The organism is Wolbachia endosymbiont of Drosophila ananassae (assembly GCF_008033215.1).
In the GTDB taxonomy this organism is placed as follows: Bacteria; Pseudomonadota; Alphaproteobacteria; order Rickettsiales; family Anaplasmataceae; genus Wolbachia; species Wolbachia pipientis.
In genome coordinates this window covers 865,807-883,620 of the sequence record NZ_CP042904.1, presented here as the reverse complement: position 1 = coordinate 883,620, position 17,814 = coordinate 865,807, and the positions used below count along the sequence as shown (strand labels likewise).

Genomic DNA, 17,814 nt, shown 5'->3' with positions numbered 1-17,814 from the left:
GAAGCTATTTATTTATCTTCTCTGTACAGATTAAATGACAAAAAAACTCACGTATCTGGCGTCCCATGTTTAATTTTTTGCACTATGTGCATCTTATGTCTTTATAAAATTTCTAGGTTTTTACCTAATATAAGCTGAAATGCGCTTATAAAGCATTTAAAATATCAAAAAACGCCAACTTAAAAAATGGATAGTGAATAATTAGCTACCCTAGGGTTTCTTTTGCCTTTTTTTCTGTTTAGTAAATTTCTTAATGTTTATAATTTAGATTAGTTGCGGCTTAAAAGCAACTGAATCGCGGTTATTAAACGTTTAGAATAAAAAAACGCCATACTTGAAAGTATAATGTAAGTAATTAGCCAACCACGGGGCTTCTTTTGCCTTTTTTTTATTTGGTAAATTTCTTAATATTTATAGCTAAACAACAACCGTCATCCCGCTACTTATTAGCGGCTGAGATACCGCAGCAGTATGACGGTTCGCGGCGGCATAGTAATTCGTCATCCCGCTGCTTGTTAGCGGGATCTATGTTAAGAGGTTGTCCGGAAACAAGTAAAAGGCTATAATATCTGAAATTTTAGTACGGGGTAAAGATGAGAAAAAAGTATCCAACAGATCTAAGCGAAAGGGAATGGGCAAGAATAGAAAAACACTTCAGAGTATCATACAAGAAAGGAGGAAGGCCGCCAAAGTATAGCAAAAGAGAAATATTAGAAGCAATTTTCTATGTATTGCGTACAGGGTGTCAATGGCGGTATTTACCAAATGATTTTCCGCTATGGAAGACTGTGTATGAGCAGTTCAGGCAATGGAAGAAGCAGGGAATTTTTGAGAAAATGAATTATGAAATTACAAAATATAGTAGAAGAAAAATAGGAAGGAATGAGCAGCCGAGTGCCTGTATAGTAGATAGTCAATCTGTAAAGACTACAGAAAAGGGGGGATCAAAGGCTATGATGGAAGTAAAAAAGTAAAGGGTAGAAAAAGGCATATAATTACAGACACTCAGGGTTTTATACTAGGTTGTTACGTAGGCGCTGCTAACGAAAATGATAGAGATGGTATTAAAATAGCATTAAACAATATGAGAACAAAATATACTAAAGTTAAAAAAATGTGGGCTGACATGGGATACCAAGGAAGAAATTTAAAGAATCACATAAAGGAAGAATATGACATAGATATTGAAATTGTTAAAAGGCCTCCATGTAGATTTTGGGTGCACAAAGATACGCCACCTGAGCTACTACCAACAAGAGAACAAGGGTTTAAAGTACAGCCAAGAAGATGGGTTGTAGAAAGGACTTTTGCTTGGGTTAATAGGAATAGAAGGCTATCGAAGGAGTATGATTTACTCACAACATCCACTGAGAATTTCATATACCTAGCTATGAGTAGGGTTATGTTAAAGAGGGAATATGCTTGAATTTACTAGTTTCCGGACAACCTCTAAGGTATAGTAGGGGATCTATGTTAAGAGATACCGCGAATGAATCGCGGTATGACGGTTCGCGGCGGCATGACGAGAAAGGGGCTACTCGGATGACACCCTCTTGGATGGAAACCAGTGTCAGCTACTTTCATGACAAGAAGAGGGTACTGGAATGACAAAGTGGAGGGTCTGCTTCTGTCATCCTATGATAGCTAAAAAGACCTGGATTCCAGCGTCACGCGCTGGAATGACATTGTAGGGTGTTATCTGAGTCCTTTTTTCCGTCATCCGAGGACCGTATGACGTCATCCAAGCAGCGTGACTACTTGGATCTAGCGCTGAATTACCAAGTCCAGTCAAGTGCAACATCATCACCTACTGGAATGTCAAATTTCGGTTGTGACATTACGTTCTTTACAGCTTCTTGAAATCCATTATTACTAGCATTGACATCAATTGTAACGCTTGTTTTGAATTTGTCATCGCTTGTGAGTCTATTAAATATTGCATCCTCTGATGGAATTAGCCCTCTACTGTTTAAGAACTGTTTTGCTGTTTGTTCAGTTCCAACATTATACTCTGCTTTATCTGTGCTAGCTATGGCGTCCCCCAATTTATCCACTAGAATTGATTTGTCGCCGTCTTGTGCAGGAAGTATAGCTTCCGCGAAAGCTTTTTTGTTTGCTGCCTCTGTAAGGTTGGAAGCATCGATTTTAGCAAACGCAGTATCTGCTACTGATTTAGTATAAACCTTCTTAGTATCATCAGTACCAACTGTTGCAAGAGCAGGAACTAGAACATCCACGACAGCTTTTTCTGCAACTTTTGTTCCAAGATCTGCAGTTTTAACAAAAGGATATTTATCAGCTAAGAAATCTTTTGCTATTTTTTCCTGACCAGCAGCACCATATACTTTGTCGTTAGAGGTTGTCCGGAAACAAGTAAAAGGCTATAATATCTGAAATTTTAGTACGGGGTAAAGATGAGAAAAAAGTATCCAACAGATCTAAGCGAAAGGGAATGGGCAAGAATAGAAAAACACTTCAGAGTATCATACAAGAAAGGAGGAAGGCCGCCAAAGTATAGCAAAAGAGAAATATTAGAAGCAATTTTCTATGTATTGCGTACAGGGTGTCAATGGCGGTATTTACCAAATGATTTTCCGCTATGGAAGACTGTGTATGAGCAGTTCAGGCAATGGAAGAAGCAGGGAATTTTTGAGAAAATGAATTATGAAATTACAAAATATAGTAGAAGAAAAATAGGAAGGAATGAGCAGCCGAGTGCCTGTATAGTAGATAGTCAATCTGTAAAGACTACAGAAAAGGGGGGATCAAAGGCTATGATGGAAGTAAAAAAGTAAAGGGTAGAAAAAGGCATATAATTACAGACACTCAGGGTTTTATACTAGGTTGTTACGTAGGCGCTGCTAACGAAAATGATAGAGATGGTATTAAAATAGCATTAAACAATATGAGAACAAAATATACTAAAGTTAAAAAAATGTGGGCTGACATGGGATACCAAGGAAGAAATTTAAAGAATCACATAAAGGAAGAATATGACATAGATATTGAAATTGTTAAAAGGCCTCCATGTAGATTTTGGGTGCACAAAGATACGCCACCTGAGCTACTACCAACAAGAGAACAAGGGTTTAAAGTACAGCCAAGAAGATGGGTTGTAGAAAGGACTTTTGCTTGGGTTAATAGGAATAGAAGGCTATCGAAGGAGTATGATTTACTCACAACATCCACTGAGAATTTCATATACCTAGCTATGAGTAGGGTTATGTTAAAGAGGGAATATGCTTGAATTTACTAGTTTCCGGACAACCTCTTAGCATTATTTTGAACCCTATCCAAAGCTTCCCCAAGTTTATTTACTAAAATTGATTTGTTGCCGTCTTGTGCAGGAAGTATAGCTTCTGCGAAAGCTTTCTTGCTTGCTGCATCTGTAAGGTTGGAAGCATCGATTTTAGCAAAAGGATATTTATCAGCTAAGAAATCTTTTGCTATTTTTTCCTGACCAGCAGCACCATATACTTTGTCGTTAGCATTATTTTGAACCCTATCCAAAGCTTCCCCAAGTTTATTTACTAAAATTGATTTGTTGCCGTCTTGTGCAGGAAGTATAGCTTCCGCGAAAGCTTTCTTGTTTGCTGCATCTGTAAGGTTAGAAGCATCGATTTTAGCAACTATGTTAGCTCCAGTAAGTTTGCCTAGCATAGCAGTTACACCAGGATCAGTTGCATTGGAACCATCAACTTTAAGAACTTTATTTGCATCTATAAGTTTGCCTAGCATGGCAGTTACACCAGGATCAGTTGCATTGGAACCATCAACATTAACTTTACCATCGAATTTAGTATCTGCTGCTGTTTTAGTATAAACACCATTATCACCAGCACCTGCTGCGAGCCGTGGTACTAAATCGGCTATGCTTGTTATAGGCACTTGATTACCGTTGTCATCATAACGTAACAACTCAGCTTTAGTAGCTAATTCAGTATTTGCTGCTGTTTTAGTATACACCCTATTGTTATTAGTACCACCTGTTGTAAGGGCAGTTACAAAAGGGTCTGATATGTTGGTACCATCAACATTAAGTTTGTTAGCTAATGCAGCATCGGCAGCAGCTTTAGTATAAACACCATTAGCACCATCCCGTGCTGCTAGTGCTGTTACGAAAGCAGGCAACTGAAGATTGCTACCAGTAACATTAACTTTATCATTGAATTTAGTATCTAATGTTCCTTTAGGATACATTTGTGGATCCTGGCCTGCTGTAAGCTTTCCTACTAAAGCATTTATAAAATCATTGTCGTTTATGAGTTCTTGTTCTGTTTTATTACTCAATCGATCATTCAACGCCATATCACACTCTCCGTTAATTATAAAAACCATAGCATGCATGAAAAAAGTATAATTTTCGTTAATGCTAGATTTTACATAAGTTTTTTTTGAGGTTTGTCGTTTCAGAATTCTTCTCTTGCTATCCCAGTCCCCTCTCCTGTCATCCGAGTAGCTGACACTGGGATCCAGTTTTCCATATAATCTCATCGAAAATGTTGTAACCACTTTCTATACTAGTTTGCTTGCTCACAAGCAAACTTTCCTGGATCCCAGTGGGCTTTGTTGCATAGCAGCAGAAAAATTAGTGATTACTGACAAAATTCATTATAAATAGCGATTTAACTGTTGAAGGAAAAATATGCCACAAAAAATGAGGGTCAGTAACCATAGCGAATATAACAAATTTCTAGAAAAAAGAGGAAATATTTTTCATTATATCAACGAAGCCATAGAAAAGTGGTACGAGAATGGTCCAAAAATACCAGGTGGCAACAATATTTATAGCGATAAAGTTGTAATTTTGGTGCACATAATAACTTGTTTATTTAGAATAGGCCTGAGGCAAACAGTTGGGTTTATAGCAGGATACCTTGAGCAAATTGGGAAAAATTTGCAAGTTATCAGCTATTCACAATCATCAAGAAGGTTTAAGAAACTCAATATTAAGATCAATGATTGCAGAAAATAATATGGAAGATATCGAAATTGCTATAGACAGTACAGGAATTAGTATATACAACAACACTCCTGGTCATAGCAAAGAAAATAGCGAAGATAGAAAGTATCGCAGCTATGAACAGACAAGAAAATTGCATGTAATGTTGAATACAAACAGCAAAAAAGCCATAGCTGTAAAATACAGTAACGGCTGATCACTATGGAGCTTGTGATTTGCTAAAAGAAGTCGATTTTCAGTATGTCATAAAAGTACTATATGCAGATAGGGCATATGACAGAGAAAAGCTCTATAAGCTGTGTAATCAATATGGTATAAAAACGAAAATTCCTCCGAAAAACAACGCAGCAGAGCATCCAAAGTTAGACTATATGGCTGAGAGAAATTCTGCAGTCAAGCTCATAAAGTCATATGATGAAGATGGTATAAAGAAGTGGAAAAAAGAGATGAGTTATGGAAAAAGATCTTATATAGAAAGTTTTTTCTCGCGACTGAAACAAACATTCGGGTTTAGTTTTAGGAATAAATCTGAGACAAATAGAGAGAAGGAACTACTTGTTAAATGCTATTTGCTCAATAAGTTCACTGATATTGGTATGGCTAAATTTGAGATAGCTTCATAAATTTATTGTGCGTTACCTACTATCCGAAGAGCGATGCAACAAAGCCATCCCAGTGTCAGCTACTTGGATGACAGAGGGGAGTGGGATGACAGAAGATGATGGAGTGACAGGGAGTAATACAAAAAGTTTCGTCATCCCCATTGAATCGGCTTTAAAATCGATGTTCAAAGTTGAAATTTCCCTAGAAGATGCGGGGAAAATCAGAAAAGGTCAGGAAGTTGTATTAAATAACTTGCGTAATTTAAAGAATCATGATATTTGTTGTACGGTGGTGGGTAGTGTACCTATTGCAATCTGCAGTTTTATTTATGGTTGTGTGAAACCTATTCGTGTTTTTAATATTTAAAATGAGGTTTAGATGTCGATAACATCCGAAAAGAAAAAGAGTTTGATAAATATATATGCAATTAAAGAAGATGATACAGGTTCATCTTTTGTACAATGTGCAATTTTGACCGAGAGGATCAGTAACTTAACTGAGCATTTTAAAGTGCACAAGCATGACCATCACTCTAAGCGTGGTTTACTTATATTGATAGGTAGAAGACGCAAGCACTTAAATTATATAAAGCGTAAATTTGGTAATGAAGCCTATCAGGAATTAATAGAGAAGTTAGGCATTAGAAAATAATCGAGGAATTTAGTATGTTTAAAATTATAAAAAAATCTATAGAGTGGGGTGGTCGTACCTTATCTTTAGAAACAGGAAAAATAGCACGCCAAGCACATGGTTCAGTAGTTGTAAATTACGGTGATACTTCTGTTTTAGTAACTGTTGTAAGTAAAAAGAAGGAAGAAAATGTTGATTTTCTTCCTTTAAATGTACAGTTTATCGCAAAAAGCTATGCCATGGGTAAGATCCCTGGCGGCTTTTTTAAAAGAGAAGGCAAGCCATCTGATAGAGAAACTTTAATCTCAAGGGTAATAGATAGAAGTATAAGACCACTATTCCCAGAAGGATTTCATGATGAAATTAGTGTGGTGTGCAATCTATTAACTTATGATACAGTCAATCCTCCTGAAGTGCCAGCATTGATTGGTGCTGTTGCAGCTCTTGCAATTTCTGGTGTTCCCTTTCACTTTACTATAGCTGGAGTGATGGTTGGTTGTGATGAAAATAATAACTATATACTCAACCCTTCTGTTCAAGAGATGAAAGCAAGCAGCTTGGATCTGTTTTTGTCTGGTGATGAAAATTCAATTTTAATGGTTGAATCAGAAGTGAAAGAGCTCTCTGAAGAAAATGTTTTTAATGCAATAAAATTTGGCCATGAACACCTTAAGCCTGTCATTAAGCTCATAAAAGAGTTTGCTGATACAATTGGCAATAAACCTGAGAGCTTTGCCCCTATTGATGCATCAGATATAACACAAGAGCTCGAAAAATACGGTAAAGATTTTGAAAAAGCATATTCGCAAACAGTAAAACAAGAGCGAGTTCAAGCTCTAGAAGCGATCAGAGAGAATATATTGAATACTCTTAAAGAAACTGGAAAAGACGAAAAGTTAATTACGTATGCAGTAAAAAACTTTGAAAGATCTTTAGTACGTGAAATAATTAGGAAGAAAAGTGTAAGGATAGACGGTCGTAAGCATGATGAGATACGTCAGATAGAAGTTGAAGTTGATATTCTGTCCAAAACTCACGGTTCTGCACTATTTACAAGAGGCAATACTCAGGCACTGGTTGTTACTGCTCTTGGCACCACTCAAGATGAGCAAATTGTGGATGATATTGAAGGGGATAGACGTGAGCATTTCATGTTGCATTATAACTTTCCCTCATTTGCTGTTGGAGAAACTTCTGCTGCGCGTGCACCAGGAAGAAGAGAAATCGGTCATGGCAAACTTGCTTGGAAAGCAATTCATCCTGTTTTACCCGATAAGTCTGAATTTCCTTATACAATAAGAGTAGTGTCCGAAATTTTGGAGTCTGATGGTTCTTCTTCTATGGCAACAGTTTGTGGGACTTCTCTTGCTTTAATGGATACGGGTGTGCCAATAAAGGCCCCTGTTGCTGGAATTGCTATGGGTCTCATCAAAGATAAAGACGAGTATGTAATACTTTCCGATATACTTGGTGATGAAGATTATCTTGGTGATATGGACTTTAAAGTAGCAGGAACTAGTGAAGGGGTTACGGCGCTACAAATGGACATGAAAATTTCTGGTATAAGCTTTGAAATTGTTGAAAAATCTTTAGAACAGGCAAAAGCTGGAAGATTACATATTTTAGAAAAAATGAATGCAGTGATTTCAGAACACAGTGATGATGTCAAAGACCATGCACCAAGGATGTTATCATTTTACATAGATAAAGACAAAATTTCTGCTGCTATAGGTTCTAAGGGGAAAAATATACGCAGTGTGTGTGAAAGAAGTAATGCAAAAATTGAAATAGGAGATGATGGTAAAGTTTCTGTTTTTGCTACGAGTGGCACTGAAGCTGAAATTGCAAAGAGTATGATGATTGATTCAATAACAGAACTAGAACAAGGTTCTATAGTTGATGTCAAGGTTGTAAGAATAGAGAAGTCTATTGTAGAGCTTGAATTTCTTAATGGCAGAAAAGGAAAAATGCACATAAGTGAAGTAGCTAATGAACATATAGATTCTATAGAGAGCGTACTTAAACAAGATGATACTTTCAAAGCACTAGTAATTGACTTCGAAAAAGGTGGGTGTCCAAAGTTGTCAAGACGTCGGGTTGATCAAGAGACGGGAGAGTTTTTTGAAGGTGAGCTTTACAACGAGGAAAGGAAAGATGGTCCAAATGACAGGGATAATTATTACAATAATTCATTTAGTAGAAAACCTGGAGGAAGTCACCATAAGAGGCCTCCTCGTCCTCGTTCTGGTTTCAGCAACAGAAATAGGCCGAAATTTGGTAATAATGATTCATCATCAGGTTTTTATTAAGAGTAAACTTCTTGCGTTACCTCTCGTCATTCCAGTGCTTAACACTGGAATGACACCCTTTCTGGTGAAGGTTGTTCTCAAATCACAATGTTAGTACAATTGTGGTGTTAGCTATAGCTAACCCAAGGTATCCGTTCAGCGGAGTGGTAGAATAAGGTAGACAAAGTGATCTAAAAAGATAATCATAGAGCAAAAGTGAGGTAATGTGGTAAACCTTTTAGAACTTTGCAAAAATTTACAGCAAAAAATAGAAAAACTGAAAGCAGAGATAGAAAACTTAAAAGCAGAAAATAAAGCTTTAAAGATAGAGAACGCTGAATTAAAGGAAAGGCTTGGTTTAAACTCGAAAAATTCATCTCTACCGAGCTCTAAAGAATTGTACAAAACAAAAAAGGACAAGCCAAAAAGCGAAAGGAATGTTGGCGATCAGGTTGGGCATAAAGGAAATTTTCATGCTACAATGGAAGCGGATAAAGTAGTAAAAATAGAGTTGCCTAATATTTGCGAATGCGGAGGAGAGCTTGTAATATGCGAAAAACCTTATGTTCACCAAAAAGTTGATCTTCCGGAAATTAGGCCTTATGTAGTAATTGGAACATGGTCGTTGTCGGAGATGCAGAAAAAGAAAAAGTAGCAAGTTACCAGAAGGTGTTACGCCAGATACATTTGGTCCAAGGGTTAAGTCTATAATTGCAGCACTCAGCGGATTTTACAAAAACTCAAAGCATGAAGTGGCTAGTATCATAAATGACATTTTTAATTTGAACATAAGTGTTGGCAGCATATCAAATAGTGAACACAGAGTTGCATTAAAATGCGAAAAAACATATGAGCAAATCGAACAAGAAATAAGCAGAAGTGAGGTTTTGCATATCGATGAAACCAGTCACTATAACAAAGGAAAACTTGGCTGGTGTTGGATGTTTGCAAGCAATACGGCAAGTTTTGTAAAATTGACAGAATCAAGAGGAATGAAGGTTTTGCAAGACAGCACATTTTGCAATCGCAATAGTTTGATAGTAACTGATAGATATTCAGCCTACAACTACTTTAATGATAAGAAAAGGCAAATCTGCTGGGCTTATTTAATAAGAGATTTTGAAAGGCTGGCTCATAGCTGGAACATTGAAGTTAAGATTCTTGGCTGTTATGTAAGAGATGTCACTACTGAATTATTTGCACTAAAAAAAGCTTTACTAAAAAATGAGATAGACATTTTAAGATTTGCCAGACGTGCAAGAAAATTGCGAAAACGTACAAGGTATTATTTGAAGGAAATATCTCGCTTACCTGAAGCAATTGGAGCTTCTCGAGTTGCAAAGAATATTTTGAAATCTGAAAGAATGATGTGGAAATTTTTAGATGACCCAGAAAATATTCCGCTGACAAATAACCATGCTGAACAGCAAATTCGGCATTATGTCGTTTATCGCAAAAATTCATATTTTACCCAATCGAAGCGGGGAAATGCATTCCTTGAACGGATAATTTCATTATACTTGACATGGAAACAAAGGGGTCTCAATCCTTTCCAAAACCTCTTATCTATCATCTCTTACACCGCTTAGCTGAACGGATACACGTGAATGTTGCAATTACAAAAGCGATCTCTACTAGGAGGATGTCATTTCAGTGCCCCTGTGATGTCATTCCAGTGCTCCTTTTTTTGTCATCCCAGTGTCAGCTACTTGGATGACAGGGGAGGGAGGTGCTACCCTGACAATCGTCATCCCGCTACGTGTTAGCGGGATCTAGAGATACCGCGAATGAATCGCGGTATGACGGTCTGCAGCGGTATGACGTAGGGCTGCACTAGCTATATCATGCATTTTATTAACCGACACTATAAACAATATCCTTACAATTATGAGATTGAACCACAACTTGCTCAAGCGTTAAGCTGCTGCGTTTAGCGTCTTTACTGTGATTTTCCCCAAGAACATTTGTTCTTTCTCGTTTTATTTCCTCAATGAATTTCCCATTAACATCTTTAGGATCAATCTCTTCTTCAGAATATATAAGGTTAGTGCAATTTGTTTTTCTATAATAATGTATGCCAAAACCCACAATGAGTAATGCAAGTATACCAGAACCTATAAGTAATGATAATCCTATGTTATTAGTCAAAGGGTTTTGGTAAAATTTTTGTACACCATTAACACCATGTGTTGCAAGTAGCCCTAGAGGAAACGCTATATTTGCAGCAACTACACCAGTAAATAATGCAGTAAATATTGGTCTGTCGTTAATTACTGATTTTATTTTATTAGTTCTAGTAATTACTTTTTCGTCAATGTTAGTGAAGCCTTGTTTAGCTTCCCAAGCATTAAGTACAAAATTTGAATGAGTGCCATTGCTATATTCCAGTCTTACAGATTTTATAGCTTTATCTTTTGGCTGGTGCTCCAACACCTCAGCTAAAATTTTATCCGCATCTTTTTTTTGAATGGAATGTTCTTCAGTATCTATAAATTGCCTTGTTGCAAAAAATATTGGACCAATTGCAAGCAATGCAGCAAGTGCGATAACTGGTATAGTGATATATTTTGGGCTGTTTGTAAAAAATGCAATAAATTTTGCTTTATCTTGTAAATATAATAAAGCTGCAGATATACTGAGTATAATAGCACTTGCACCAAAAATTATAAAACCCTTCTGCTGCATGGCATACTTTGCTCTTGGCAAGAATCTGTTTGTTTTTTTATTTTTTAAAATTGCATCGTCATTTATGTTAAATTTACTATTTGTAAGCAAAGACTTTTTAGAGCCATCTGCTGCGCTTGTGTATGATGGTAGTGAGCCAGTTGGAGGTATACTTGAGCTGTTAGTTCTTTGTAAATCTTCTAATATTTCACTATTCCAAGGTGGACTAAATACTGTCTCTTGAAAAGGTGATCTGCTTAGAGTGGGATTTTGTGGCACGTCAACATGAGTTTCTTCACCTTTTGTTTCTTCTAGGGAAGGAGGTGATACTTGAGTCTCAAGAGTTAACGGATCTCTTGAATTAGCATTGCTGTTTTTTTTCTCTTTAAATTCTTCCTCTAACAAAGCTTCTAAAGCTGTATTTTCATCATTTTTTTTCGGAGTACTTGTCCTAAGTGCTGGTATTGGTAAAATTCCTGGTGTTATCTCGCCATCTTCACTTATTGATGTGGAAGAAATTAATGTTACTGTTTGTTCTTCATTTACTGGTCCAGGCATATTCACTCCAAAATTAATTACTATGCTGCATTGATTACGCTATAGTTATTAAGATATAGTAAATACCAATTTACGGATAATTATTAGTATAGAAATTGTCTATCAAAGATTCTTTCATTCAGAGGGTAATCTTTGTCAAAAAGCAAAGTGATTGTGTTCTCATGGTCTTTTTGTATTTTTATCTGTGATATATCATGAAATTCTTTGTAATCTGATACTACAAGTGCTGGACGGTTTTTTGTGTCGTTAATGTCAATTTGTACGATTGTATCGTTTGATATTAACGCTCCATTCCAATGCCTTGGGTAATAGCTATTGATAGAGGTTAATGCAAGTAAATTTGAATTTAGCGGCAAGATTGGGCCACCGGCAGAGAAGTTGTATGCAGTGCTGCCTGTGGGGGTAGATAATATTACTCCGTCCCCTCTAAATTTCTCTACTTTTAGCTTATCGTTGATAGTAATATTCATCTCTACTATTTGGTTCGCTTTTCTAAAAACGTATACTTCGTTTACTGCTATGTAATGATATCTCTTGCCACTTGTGTCTGTTGCTTCCATTTTTAGCAAAGTTAACTGAGTTGAAGTTGCATGCTCTATATGATCAATTAAATCTTCACTGCAGCTAAAGCATTTATTCATCAAAAACCCAACATTGCCAGTGTTTATCCCATACACATGCATGTTTTTATTTTCTATAACGTAATTATGCAAGGTACGCAGCATAAAGCCATCACCGCCAACAACTATCAGTAGATCAATTTCGGACTTATTTTCTTCTGTTATATTGATAAAATTAAGTTTCTTTAATAGTTTAGATACTTCCTGCGATTTTGGTGATGGAGAAGCAACATAGCCTATATTTTTGTATTTATGCATGCTTCAGTAAACTCTCTAAAACTTAAAGAGGAGGAGAATTAGAAAATGCTTCCATATTTATCGTTAAACTTAGCTAATTTGCTAGTTTTACTTGCTAACCCGCTTGTCAAACTTCCAGTCCATGCAGGGTGAGTAAGAGGATCTCTATCAAGTTTTACCCTATCTCCCTCCTTTCCATAAGTGGAACGAGTTTCAAACTCTTGACCGTCTGTCATAACTATAATAATTTTATGATAATTCATTGTTGCTTATAAACTTTTAGTCAGTTAATATTCTAGTGAACTTAATTCACTAAGTCAATCATTATTCTAAAATATTGACAAAAAATAGATAAAATGTTATACTCAATAGGGAATAAATAATAGTTATCATGATTTTCGCTTTCCCTGGTCAGGGCTCTCAGTTTGTAGGAATGGGAAGGAGCTTATATAGTGAGTTTTCCGTTGCAAGACAAGTATTTAATGAAGTAGATAGCATATTGGGTAGAAAGCTGTCTCATTTAATCTTCAACGGTCCTATTGAAGAATTAACCATTACAGAAAACGCTCAGCCAGCTATAATGGCAGTATCAATTGCAATGCTACGTGTTATGGAGCATATGTTTGGCAAATCTCTTTTCACTGATCACAATGTTAAATATGTTTGTGGGCATTCAGTTGGCGAATATACAGCGCTGTGTGCTGCAGGAGCGTTAACGCTTGAGTCTGCAATCAAGCTGCTGAAAGTTCGCAGCGAAGCAATGCATGAAGCTTCACTGAAATGTAAAGGCGGAATGGTTGCGTTGCTTGGAGCAGAGATAAATGAAGTGGAAGATATATTGAAATCAGTTCAAATTGACGGAATTTGTGAAATTGCAAACGATAACGGTGGCGGACAAGTGGTTATAAGTGGCACTAGAGAAGCTCTTGAAATGTTACCCGATTTATTCAAAAACTCGAGTGTGAGGAAACTAATTAAATTACAGGTTAGTGGGCCTTTTCATTCATCTCTTATGAAACCTGCTGATGAAAAAGTTTTGGAGTTTTTGAAGGGTATTAAAATAACCCGTCCTATAGTTCCTTTGATAACAAATGTTACAGCTAAAGAGGAGAGTGATCCCAAAGTTATAAAAACTTTACTCGCCAAGCAAGTTGTAAGCAGAGTGAAATGGAGAGAAATGGTTTTGTATATGTCAAGCCGTGGCATTAACAAATTTGTTGAAATTGGCCCTAATAAAGTTTTATCTAATTTGGTCAAAAGAATTGACCAATCTATCAGTACAAAAAATATAGATAGTATTGGTGATATTGACAGCTTCTTTAATGAATCATTAGTACTAACAGCGAAAAATTTAAAAGTTGGATTAAGTTAAAACACATCTATTTGATGTCATTCCGGTGCATAACGCTGCCTAGCTGGAATGACAGAGGGTAATGCAAGAAATCAATGAACTACCTGTCATTTCATCAGGTTTCTTAATTCCAAGTAGCTGTAAAATAGTAGGGGCGATGTCAGATAACCTTCCGTCTCTTAGTTTTAGATTATCGCAAGACACAATAAATGGCACTTTATTTAGAGTGTGTGCTGTATGAGGTGTATTATTTTCTTCATCGAACATACATTCCACATTACCATGGTCTGCAGTAACAATTAATGCGGTGTTGCTTGACTTTTTAACAGCACTCAGCACTTTTGCAAGACAATCATCTACAGCTAGCACAGCTTTCTCGGCTGCTTTTATATTACCTGTATGTCCTACCATATCAGGATTAGCGTAATTTACAACTATCAGTGCGAATTCTTGGGAGTGAATTTTTTCTACAAGCTTTTCTGTGAGCTCGAAGGCTGACATTTCGGGCTGCAAATCGTAAGTTTGAACTTTTGGTGAGGGAATGAGTATTCTTTCTTCACCAGAGAAAGGTTCTTCTTTTCCACAATTGAAAAAGAAAGTCACATGAGCGTATTTCTCGGTTTCGGCGATACGTAATTGTTGCAATTTATTGTCTTCTATTGTTTGTCCTAGAGTATCAGCGAAAGAAGTAGGAGGAAAAATATAAGGGATCTGAAGATCTTTTTTATATTTCATCATGCTTAGAATTGAAGAGAATTTTGCTACCTTAGCGTAATCTGTTTTGCCAAGCAAAATACTTGCTAATTGTATCATTCGATCAGCACGAAAGTTAGCCAACAGCACTCCATCTTCTGGTTTTATACCTTGATAGTCACCTATTACTGCGGGCCTGATAAACTCATCAGTTATGTTATTTTGATAATTTTCATCAATCAACGATACTGCATTATCATGACGAGGTGCCTTTGCAAATGCGATAGCCTCATAAGCTTCAATTGTTCTCTCCCACCTGTTATCACGGTCCATAGCATAGTAACGCCCAGAAACAGTAGCAATTCTTATGTCATTTCCCTTTATACTCTTTATAAATTCTTGAATGCATTTTTTTCCTGAATTTGGCAATGTGTCTCTGCCATCTAAAAATGCATGTATCACCACTTTGATTCCATGCTGTGATATTTTATTTGCTAAAGTTGAAATATGCTTTTGATGCGAATGAACACCGCCATCTGACACTAATCCCATTATATGGCATACTCCGTTCTTACTTTTTAGATTACTAATAAAACTTTGTAGATTTACATTGTTTTCTATTGTTCCAATCTCTTGATTAATGCGCTGAAGGCTTTGTATTACCACTCTACCACTGCCAATATTCATATGGCCAACTTCTGAGTTACCTATTTGACCACCAGGTAACCCCACATCAGTTCCACAGGCGGATAAACTGCATTTTGGATAATTAGAGCTAATATATTGCCAACAGGGTGGATTTGCGTTGCTAATAGCATTGTATTTACTGTTTTCTACTCCATTTCCCCAACCATCTAGTATACATAAAACGACTGATTTAATGCCCATATAAAATCAACACTAAAATTCAACAGAGAAGAGCTCCCCGGGCCGGATTCGAACCAGCGACCAATTGGTTAACAGCCAACTGCTCTACCACTGAGCTACCGAGGAATAAACCGTTTTTAATTTACCATGTTGAACGTTGGTTGTAAACGTTTTTTGTGTAGACTTTAAGTCCAACTGGTCACAGAAACGAAAAAACTTACTTGACAAACTCCGCCAGCGCCCTTATCATGAAACTGAAGCTATTGTATTTGCTTTCGCCAATCTGCAGATTAAAAGGTAAGGATTACTTAATGTATCGGCGTCTTATGTTCAATTTTTTGCAGTATATAGATACTGTATGTCTTTACAAAACTTCATCTACATCTAGATTTTTATCTAAATAAGCTGAACGCGCTTATAAAGCGTTACAAGACATCAAAAAATGCCAATACTCGACAGAGATAGTAAAAGACTAGCTAACTCGGGGATTCTTTGTCTTTTTTTCTGCTTAGTAAATTTCTTAAACATTTGCAGCGTAGATTAGTTGCAATTAAAAGCAGCTGAATCTCGCTTATCAAGCGTTTAAAACATAAAAAACGCCAATATTTTAAAGCGGATAATAACCACGGGGCTTCTTTTGCCTTTTTTTTCGTTTGGTAAATTTCTTAATGTTTATGGCTAAGCGACAGCCGTCATTCCGCTGCTTGTTAGCGGCCAAGAGATACCGTGACGGTTCGCGGCAGTATGACGATAAGACACAAAGCCTAATGGAAAAAACTGCGAACGCCAGTGAAAAACATAGCAATTTTATTTTCATTTGCAGCTTTTATCACATCTTGATCTTTCAGCGAGCCGCCGGGCTGAATTATAGCTGTAATTCCATGTTTTGCACTTTCTACTATGCTATCTGGGAATGGAAAAAATGCATCTGAAGCAAGCACTGCACCTTTACATTTTTCACCTGCTTTTTTCACTGCAATGTTCACACTATCTATTCTGCTTGTTTGCCCTGCGCCGATGCCAATAGCACAACCATCTTTTGCTATAACTATTGCGTTGGATTTCACATGCTTACATATTTTCCAGGCAAAAATAAGATCTTCCTTTCCTTTTTTTGTTGTAGTGCATTCTGTTACTTGTTCTGCTTTTATCTTGTGATCATTATTTTCTTGCACCAAAAACCCACCAATAACATTTTTAGTTTGGTATTTCACATTTTGTTGAAAAGATTTATGAATAATCACTCTTAAATTTTTCTTTCTTTGCAAAATTTTTAGTGCCTCATTGTTTACTGATGGTGCTATCACAACTTCTAAAAATATCTCGTTTAATTTTTCCGCTAGCTTTAAATCTATTTCCCGGTTTAAGGCAACTATACCACCAAAACTGCTTACTTCATCGCACGATAGAGCTTTTTCATATGCCTCCAAAGCATTATTACCAATAGCAGCGCCACATGGGTTATTATGCTTGATTATCACTGCTGCAGGTTCTTCGAATTCAGAAGTTATGTTAAGTGCGGATTCTATATCTACTATATTATTATAACTCAACTCTTTTCCATGTATTTTTTCCAACGGATATTTGGTAAATTGATTACTATAAAATGCAGCTTTTTGATGGGGATTTTCACCATACCTGAGTTCTTGTACTTTATGCCCGTATAGAGCAAAAAACTCTGGCAACTCATTATTTTTACTCTGGGATAAAAACCAACTGTGAATATTAGAATCGTAGTGTGCAGTGAGAGCAAATGCTTTGGTTGCTAAGTGTTTTCTATATTCCAATGTTGTTTTATTGTTATTTTTTATCATCTCAGCTTTTAGTGCTTCGTAGTCTTGAATGCTAGAAATAACTGAAGTAAAACGAAAGTTTTTTGCTGCAGCTCTAATTAACGCCACTCCGCCGATATCAATTTGTTCTATAATTTGCTCTTCATTTGAGCCGCTATTTACTGTCTCCCAAAATGGGTATAGGTTAGTTATAAGCAGGTCTATTGGCTTAATACCTAGATTTTGTATTTCCGTTTTGTGTTTTTCTCTATTGCAAAGTATTCCTCCATGAATTTTAGGGTGTAAAGTTTTTACTCTACCACCAAGTATCTCTGGAAATTGTGTGTAATCTGAGACCTCTTGTGTTTTTATTCCTGCACTAGATAGCGTTTTATAAGTATTTCCCGTTGAAAGAATTTCTATTTGTTGCTGCGTTAAAAACGATGCAAGATCAATTATATTCGTTTTATCGTATACTGATATTAAAGCTCTTTTTATTTTCATTTTTATATGGAAAGTTTTTTAAGATTATATCTAAGAAAAGGAAATTTAGCTATTACATTTCTAC

At 36.3% G+C, this 17,814-nt stretch carries 13 protein-coding genes, 1 tRNA gene and 2 pseudogenes; 8 read left to right on the top strand and 8 right to left on the bottom strand.

Annotated features, from left to right (window positions below; genetic code table 11):
* Positions 1 to 593 precede the first annotated feature (593 nt).
* Positions 594 to 1,426, top strand: a protein-coding gene (locus EA652_RS04285) for an IS5-like element ISWpi1 family transposase (RefSeq protein ID WP_094189578.1) whose coding sequence is annotated in 2 segments (ribosomal slippage) — positions 594 to 963 and positions 963 to 1,426 — 834 coding nt in all. Because the reading frame shifts where the segments join, the coding sequence is not laid out codon by codon here.
* A 349-nt stretch (positions 1,427 to 1,775) separates the two neighbouring features.
* On the opposite strand, the gene EA652_RS04280 is transcribed toward EA652_RS04285, so the two are convergent.
* On the bottom strand, positions 1,776 to 2,237 hold the full coding sequence (locus EA652_RS04280) for a hypothetical protein (protein WP_006280933.1): 462 nt from the start codon (positions 2,235 to 2,237) through the stop codon (positions 1,776 to 1,778).
* Between the two features lie 177 nt (positions 2,238 to 2,414).
* Here EA652_RS04280 and EA652_RS04275 point away from each other — a divergent pair.
* Positions 2,415 to 3,247, top strand: a protein-coding gene (locus tag EA652_RS04275; RefSeq protein ID WP_094189578.1) for an IS5-like element ISWpi1 family transposase whose coding sequence is annotated in 2 segments (ribosomal slippage) — positions 2,415 to 2,784 and positions 2,784 to 3,247 — 834 coding nt in all. Because the reading frame shifts where the segments join, the coding sequence is not laid out codon by codon here.
* A gap of 5 nt (positions 3,248 to 3,252) precedes the next feature.
* On the opposite strand, the gene EA652_RS07555 is transcribed toward EA652_RS04275, so the two are convergent.
* Positions 3,253 to 4,494 carry a hypothetical protein gene (locus EA652_RS07555; RefSeq protein ID WP_007548761.1) on the bottom strand — a complete coding sequence of 414 codons (1,242 nt, stop codon included), beginning with the start codon at positions 4,492 to 4,494 and terminating at the stop codon, positions 3,253 to 3,255.
* A 151-nt stretch (positions 4,495 to 4,645) separates the two neighbouring features.
* Between EA652_RS07555 and EA652_RS07650 the strand changes: the two are divergent.
* The 5 genes and pseudogenes from EA652_RS07650 (at position 4,646) to tnpC (ending at position 10,073) form a co-directional block, all read left to right on the top strand.
* Positions 4,646 to 5,586 (top strand): annotated as a pseudogene (locus EA652_RS07650) (IS5 family transposase).
* Between the two features lie 7 nt (positions 5,587 to 5,593).
* The gene (locus tag EA652_RS04255) at positions 5,594 to 5,932 is read left to right on the top strand and encodes a hypothetical protein (protein ID WP_238514583.1); all 339 of its coding nucleotides are present in this window, start codon (positions 5,594 to 5,596) and stop codon (positions 5,930 to 5,932) included.
* Between the two features lie 12 nt (positions 5,933 to 5,944).
* A complete protein-coding gene (gene rpsO / locus EA652_RS04250; protein WP_006279944.1) occupies positions 5,945 to 6,217 on the top strand; it encodes a 30S ribosomal protein S15 in 273 nt (90 codons plus the stop codon).
* 14 nt (positions 6,218 to 6,231) lie between these two features.
* Entirely contained in the window at positions 6,232 to 8,505 is a 2,274-nt protein-coding gene (gene pnp / locus EA652_RS04245) for a polyribonucleotide nucleotidyltransferase (RefSeq protein WP_012673288.1), read from the top strand.
* Between the two features lie 205 nt (positions 8,506 to 8,710).
* Positions 8,711 to 10,073: pseudogene (gene tnpC / locus EA652_RS04240) on the top strand (IS66 family transposase).
* A 265-nt stretch (positions 10,074 to 10,338) separates the two neighbouring features.
* Here tnpC and EA652_RS04235 read toward each other — a convergent pair.
* From EA652_RS04235 to rpmE, 3 genes are all read right to left on the bottom strand, one after another.
* Positions 10,339 to 11,706, bottom strand: coding sequence for a hypothetical protein (locus EA652_RS04235; RefSeq protein ID WP_007548601.1), 1,368 nt, complete (start codon positions 11,704 to 11,706; stop codon positions 10,339 to 10,341).
* Between the two features lie 83 nt (positions 11,707 to 11,789).
* Positions 11,790 to 12,584, bottom strand: coding sequence for an NAD kinase (locus EA652_RS04230; protein WP_006280584.1), 795 nt, complete (start codon positions 12,582 to 12,584; stop codon positions 11,790 to 11,792).
* A gap of 38 nt (positions 12,585 to 12,622) precedes the next feature.
* The gene (gene rpmE / locus EA652_RS04225) at positions 12,623 to 12,826 is read right to left on the bottom strand and encodes a 50S ribosomal protein L31 (protein ID WP_007548602.1); all 204 of its coding nucleotides are present in this window, start codon (positions 12,824 to 12,826) and stop codon (positions 12,623 to 12,625) included.
* 128 nt (positions 12,827 to 12,954) lie between these two features.
* Between rpmE and fabD the strand changes: the two genes are divergently transcribed.
* Positions 12,955 to 13,935, top strand: coding sequence for an ACP S-malonyltransferase (gene fabD / locus EA652_RS04220; protein WP_007548603.1), 981 nt, complete (start codon positions 12,955 to 12,957; stop codon positions 13,933 to 13,935).
* A gap of 39 nt (positions 13,936 to 13,974) precedes the next feature.
* Here the strand turns inward: fabD and gpmI are convergent, their stop codons facing one another.
* From gpmI to purH, 3 genes are all read right to left on the bottom strand, one after another.
* Complete coding sequence (gene gpmI / locus EA652_RS04215) at positions 13,975 to 15,495, bottom strand: 2,3-bisphosphoglycerate-independent phosphoglycerate mutase (protein WP_007548604.1); 1,521 nt, start codon at positions 15,493 to 15,495, stop codon at positions 13,975 to 13,977.
* 33 nt (positions 15,496 to 15,528) lie between these two features.
* A tRNA-Asn gene (locus EA652_RS04210) sits at positions 15,529 to 15,600 on the bottom strand.
* Between the two features lie 638 nt (positions 15,601 to 16,238).
* Positions 16,239 to 17,750: a bifunctional phosphoribosylaminoimidazolecarboxamide formyltransferase/IMP cyclohydrolase gene (purH, locus tag EA652_RS04205; protein WP_007548605.1), complete on the bottom strand. Its 1,512-nt coding sequence runs from the start codon at positions 17,748 to 17,750 to the stop codon at positions 16,239 to 16,241.
* Positions 17,751 to 17,814: the final 64 nt, after the last annotated feature.

Bases quoted from the DNA above. Each gene is read 5' to 3' on its own strand.
- pnp (WP_012673288.1), top strand. From the start codon at position 6,232: ATGTTTAAAATTATAAAAAAATCTATAGAGTGGGGTGGTCGTACCTTA.
- purH (WP_007548605.1), bottom strand. From the start codon at position 17,750: ATGAAAATAAAAAGAGCTTTAATATCAGTATACGATAAAACGAATATA.
- gpmI (WP_007548604.1), bottom strand. From the start codon at position 15,495: ATGGGCATTAAATCAGTCGTTTTATGTATACTAGATGGTTGGGGAAAT.
- rpsO (WP_006279944.1), top strand. From the start codon at position 5,945: ATGTCGATAACATCCGAAAAGAAAAAGAGTTTGATAAATATATATGCA.
- fabD (WP_007548603.1), top strand. From the start codon at position 12,955: ATGATTTTCGCTTTCCCTGGTCAGGGCTCTCAGTTTGTAGGAATGGGA.
- rpmE (WP_007548602.1), bottom strand. From the start codon at position 12,826: ATGAATTATCATAAAATTATTATAGTTATGACAGACGGTCAAGAGTTT.
- EA652_RS07555 (WP_007548761.1), bottom strand. From the start codon at position 4,494: ATGAGATTATATGGAAAACTGGATCCCAGTGTCAGCTACTCGGATGAC.
- EA652_RS04235 (WP_007548601.1), bottom strand. From the start codon at position 11,706: ATGCCTGGACCAGTAAATGAAGAACAAACAGTAACATTAATTTCTTCC.
- EA652_RS04230 (WP_006280584.1), bottom strand. From the start codon at position 12,584: ATGCATAAATACAAAAATATAGGCTATGTTGCTTCTCCATCACCAAAA.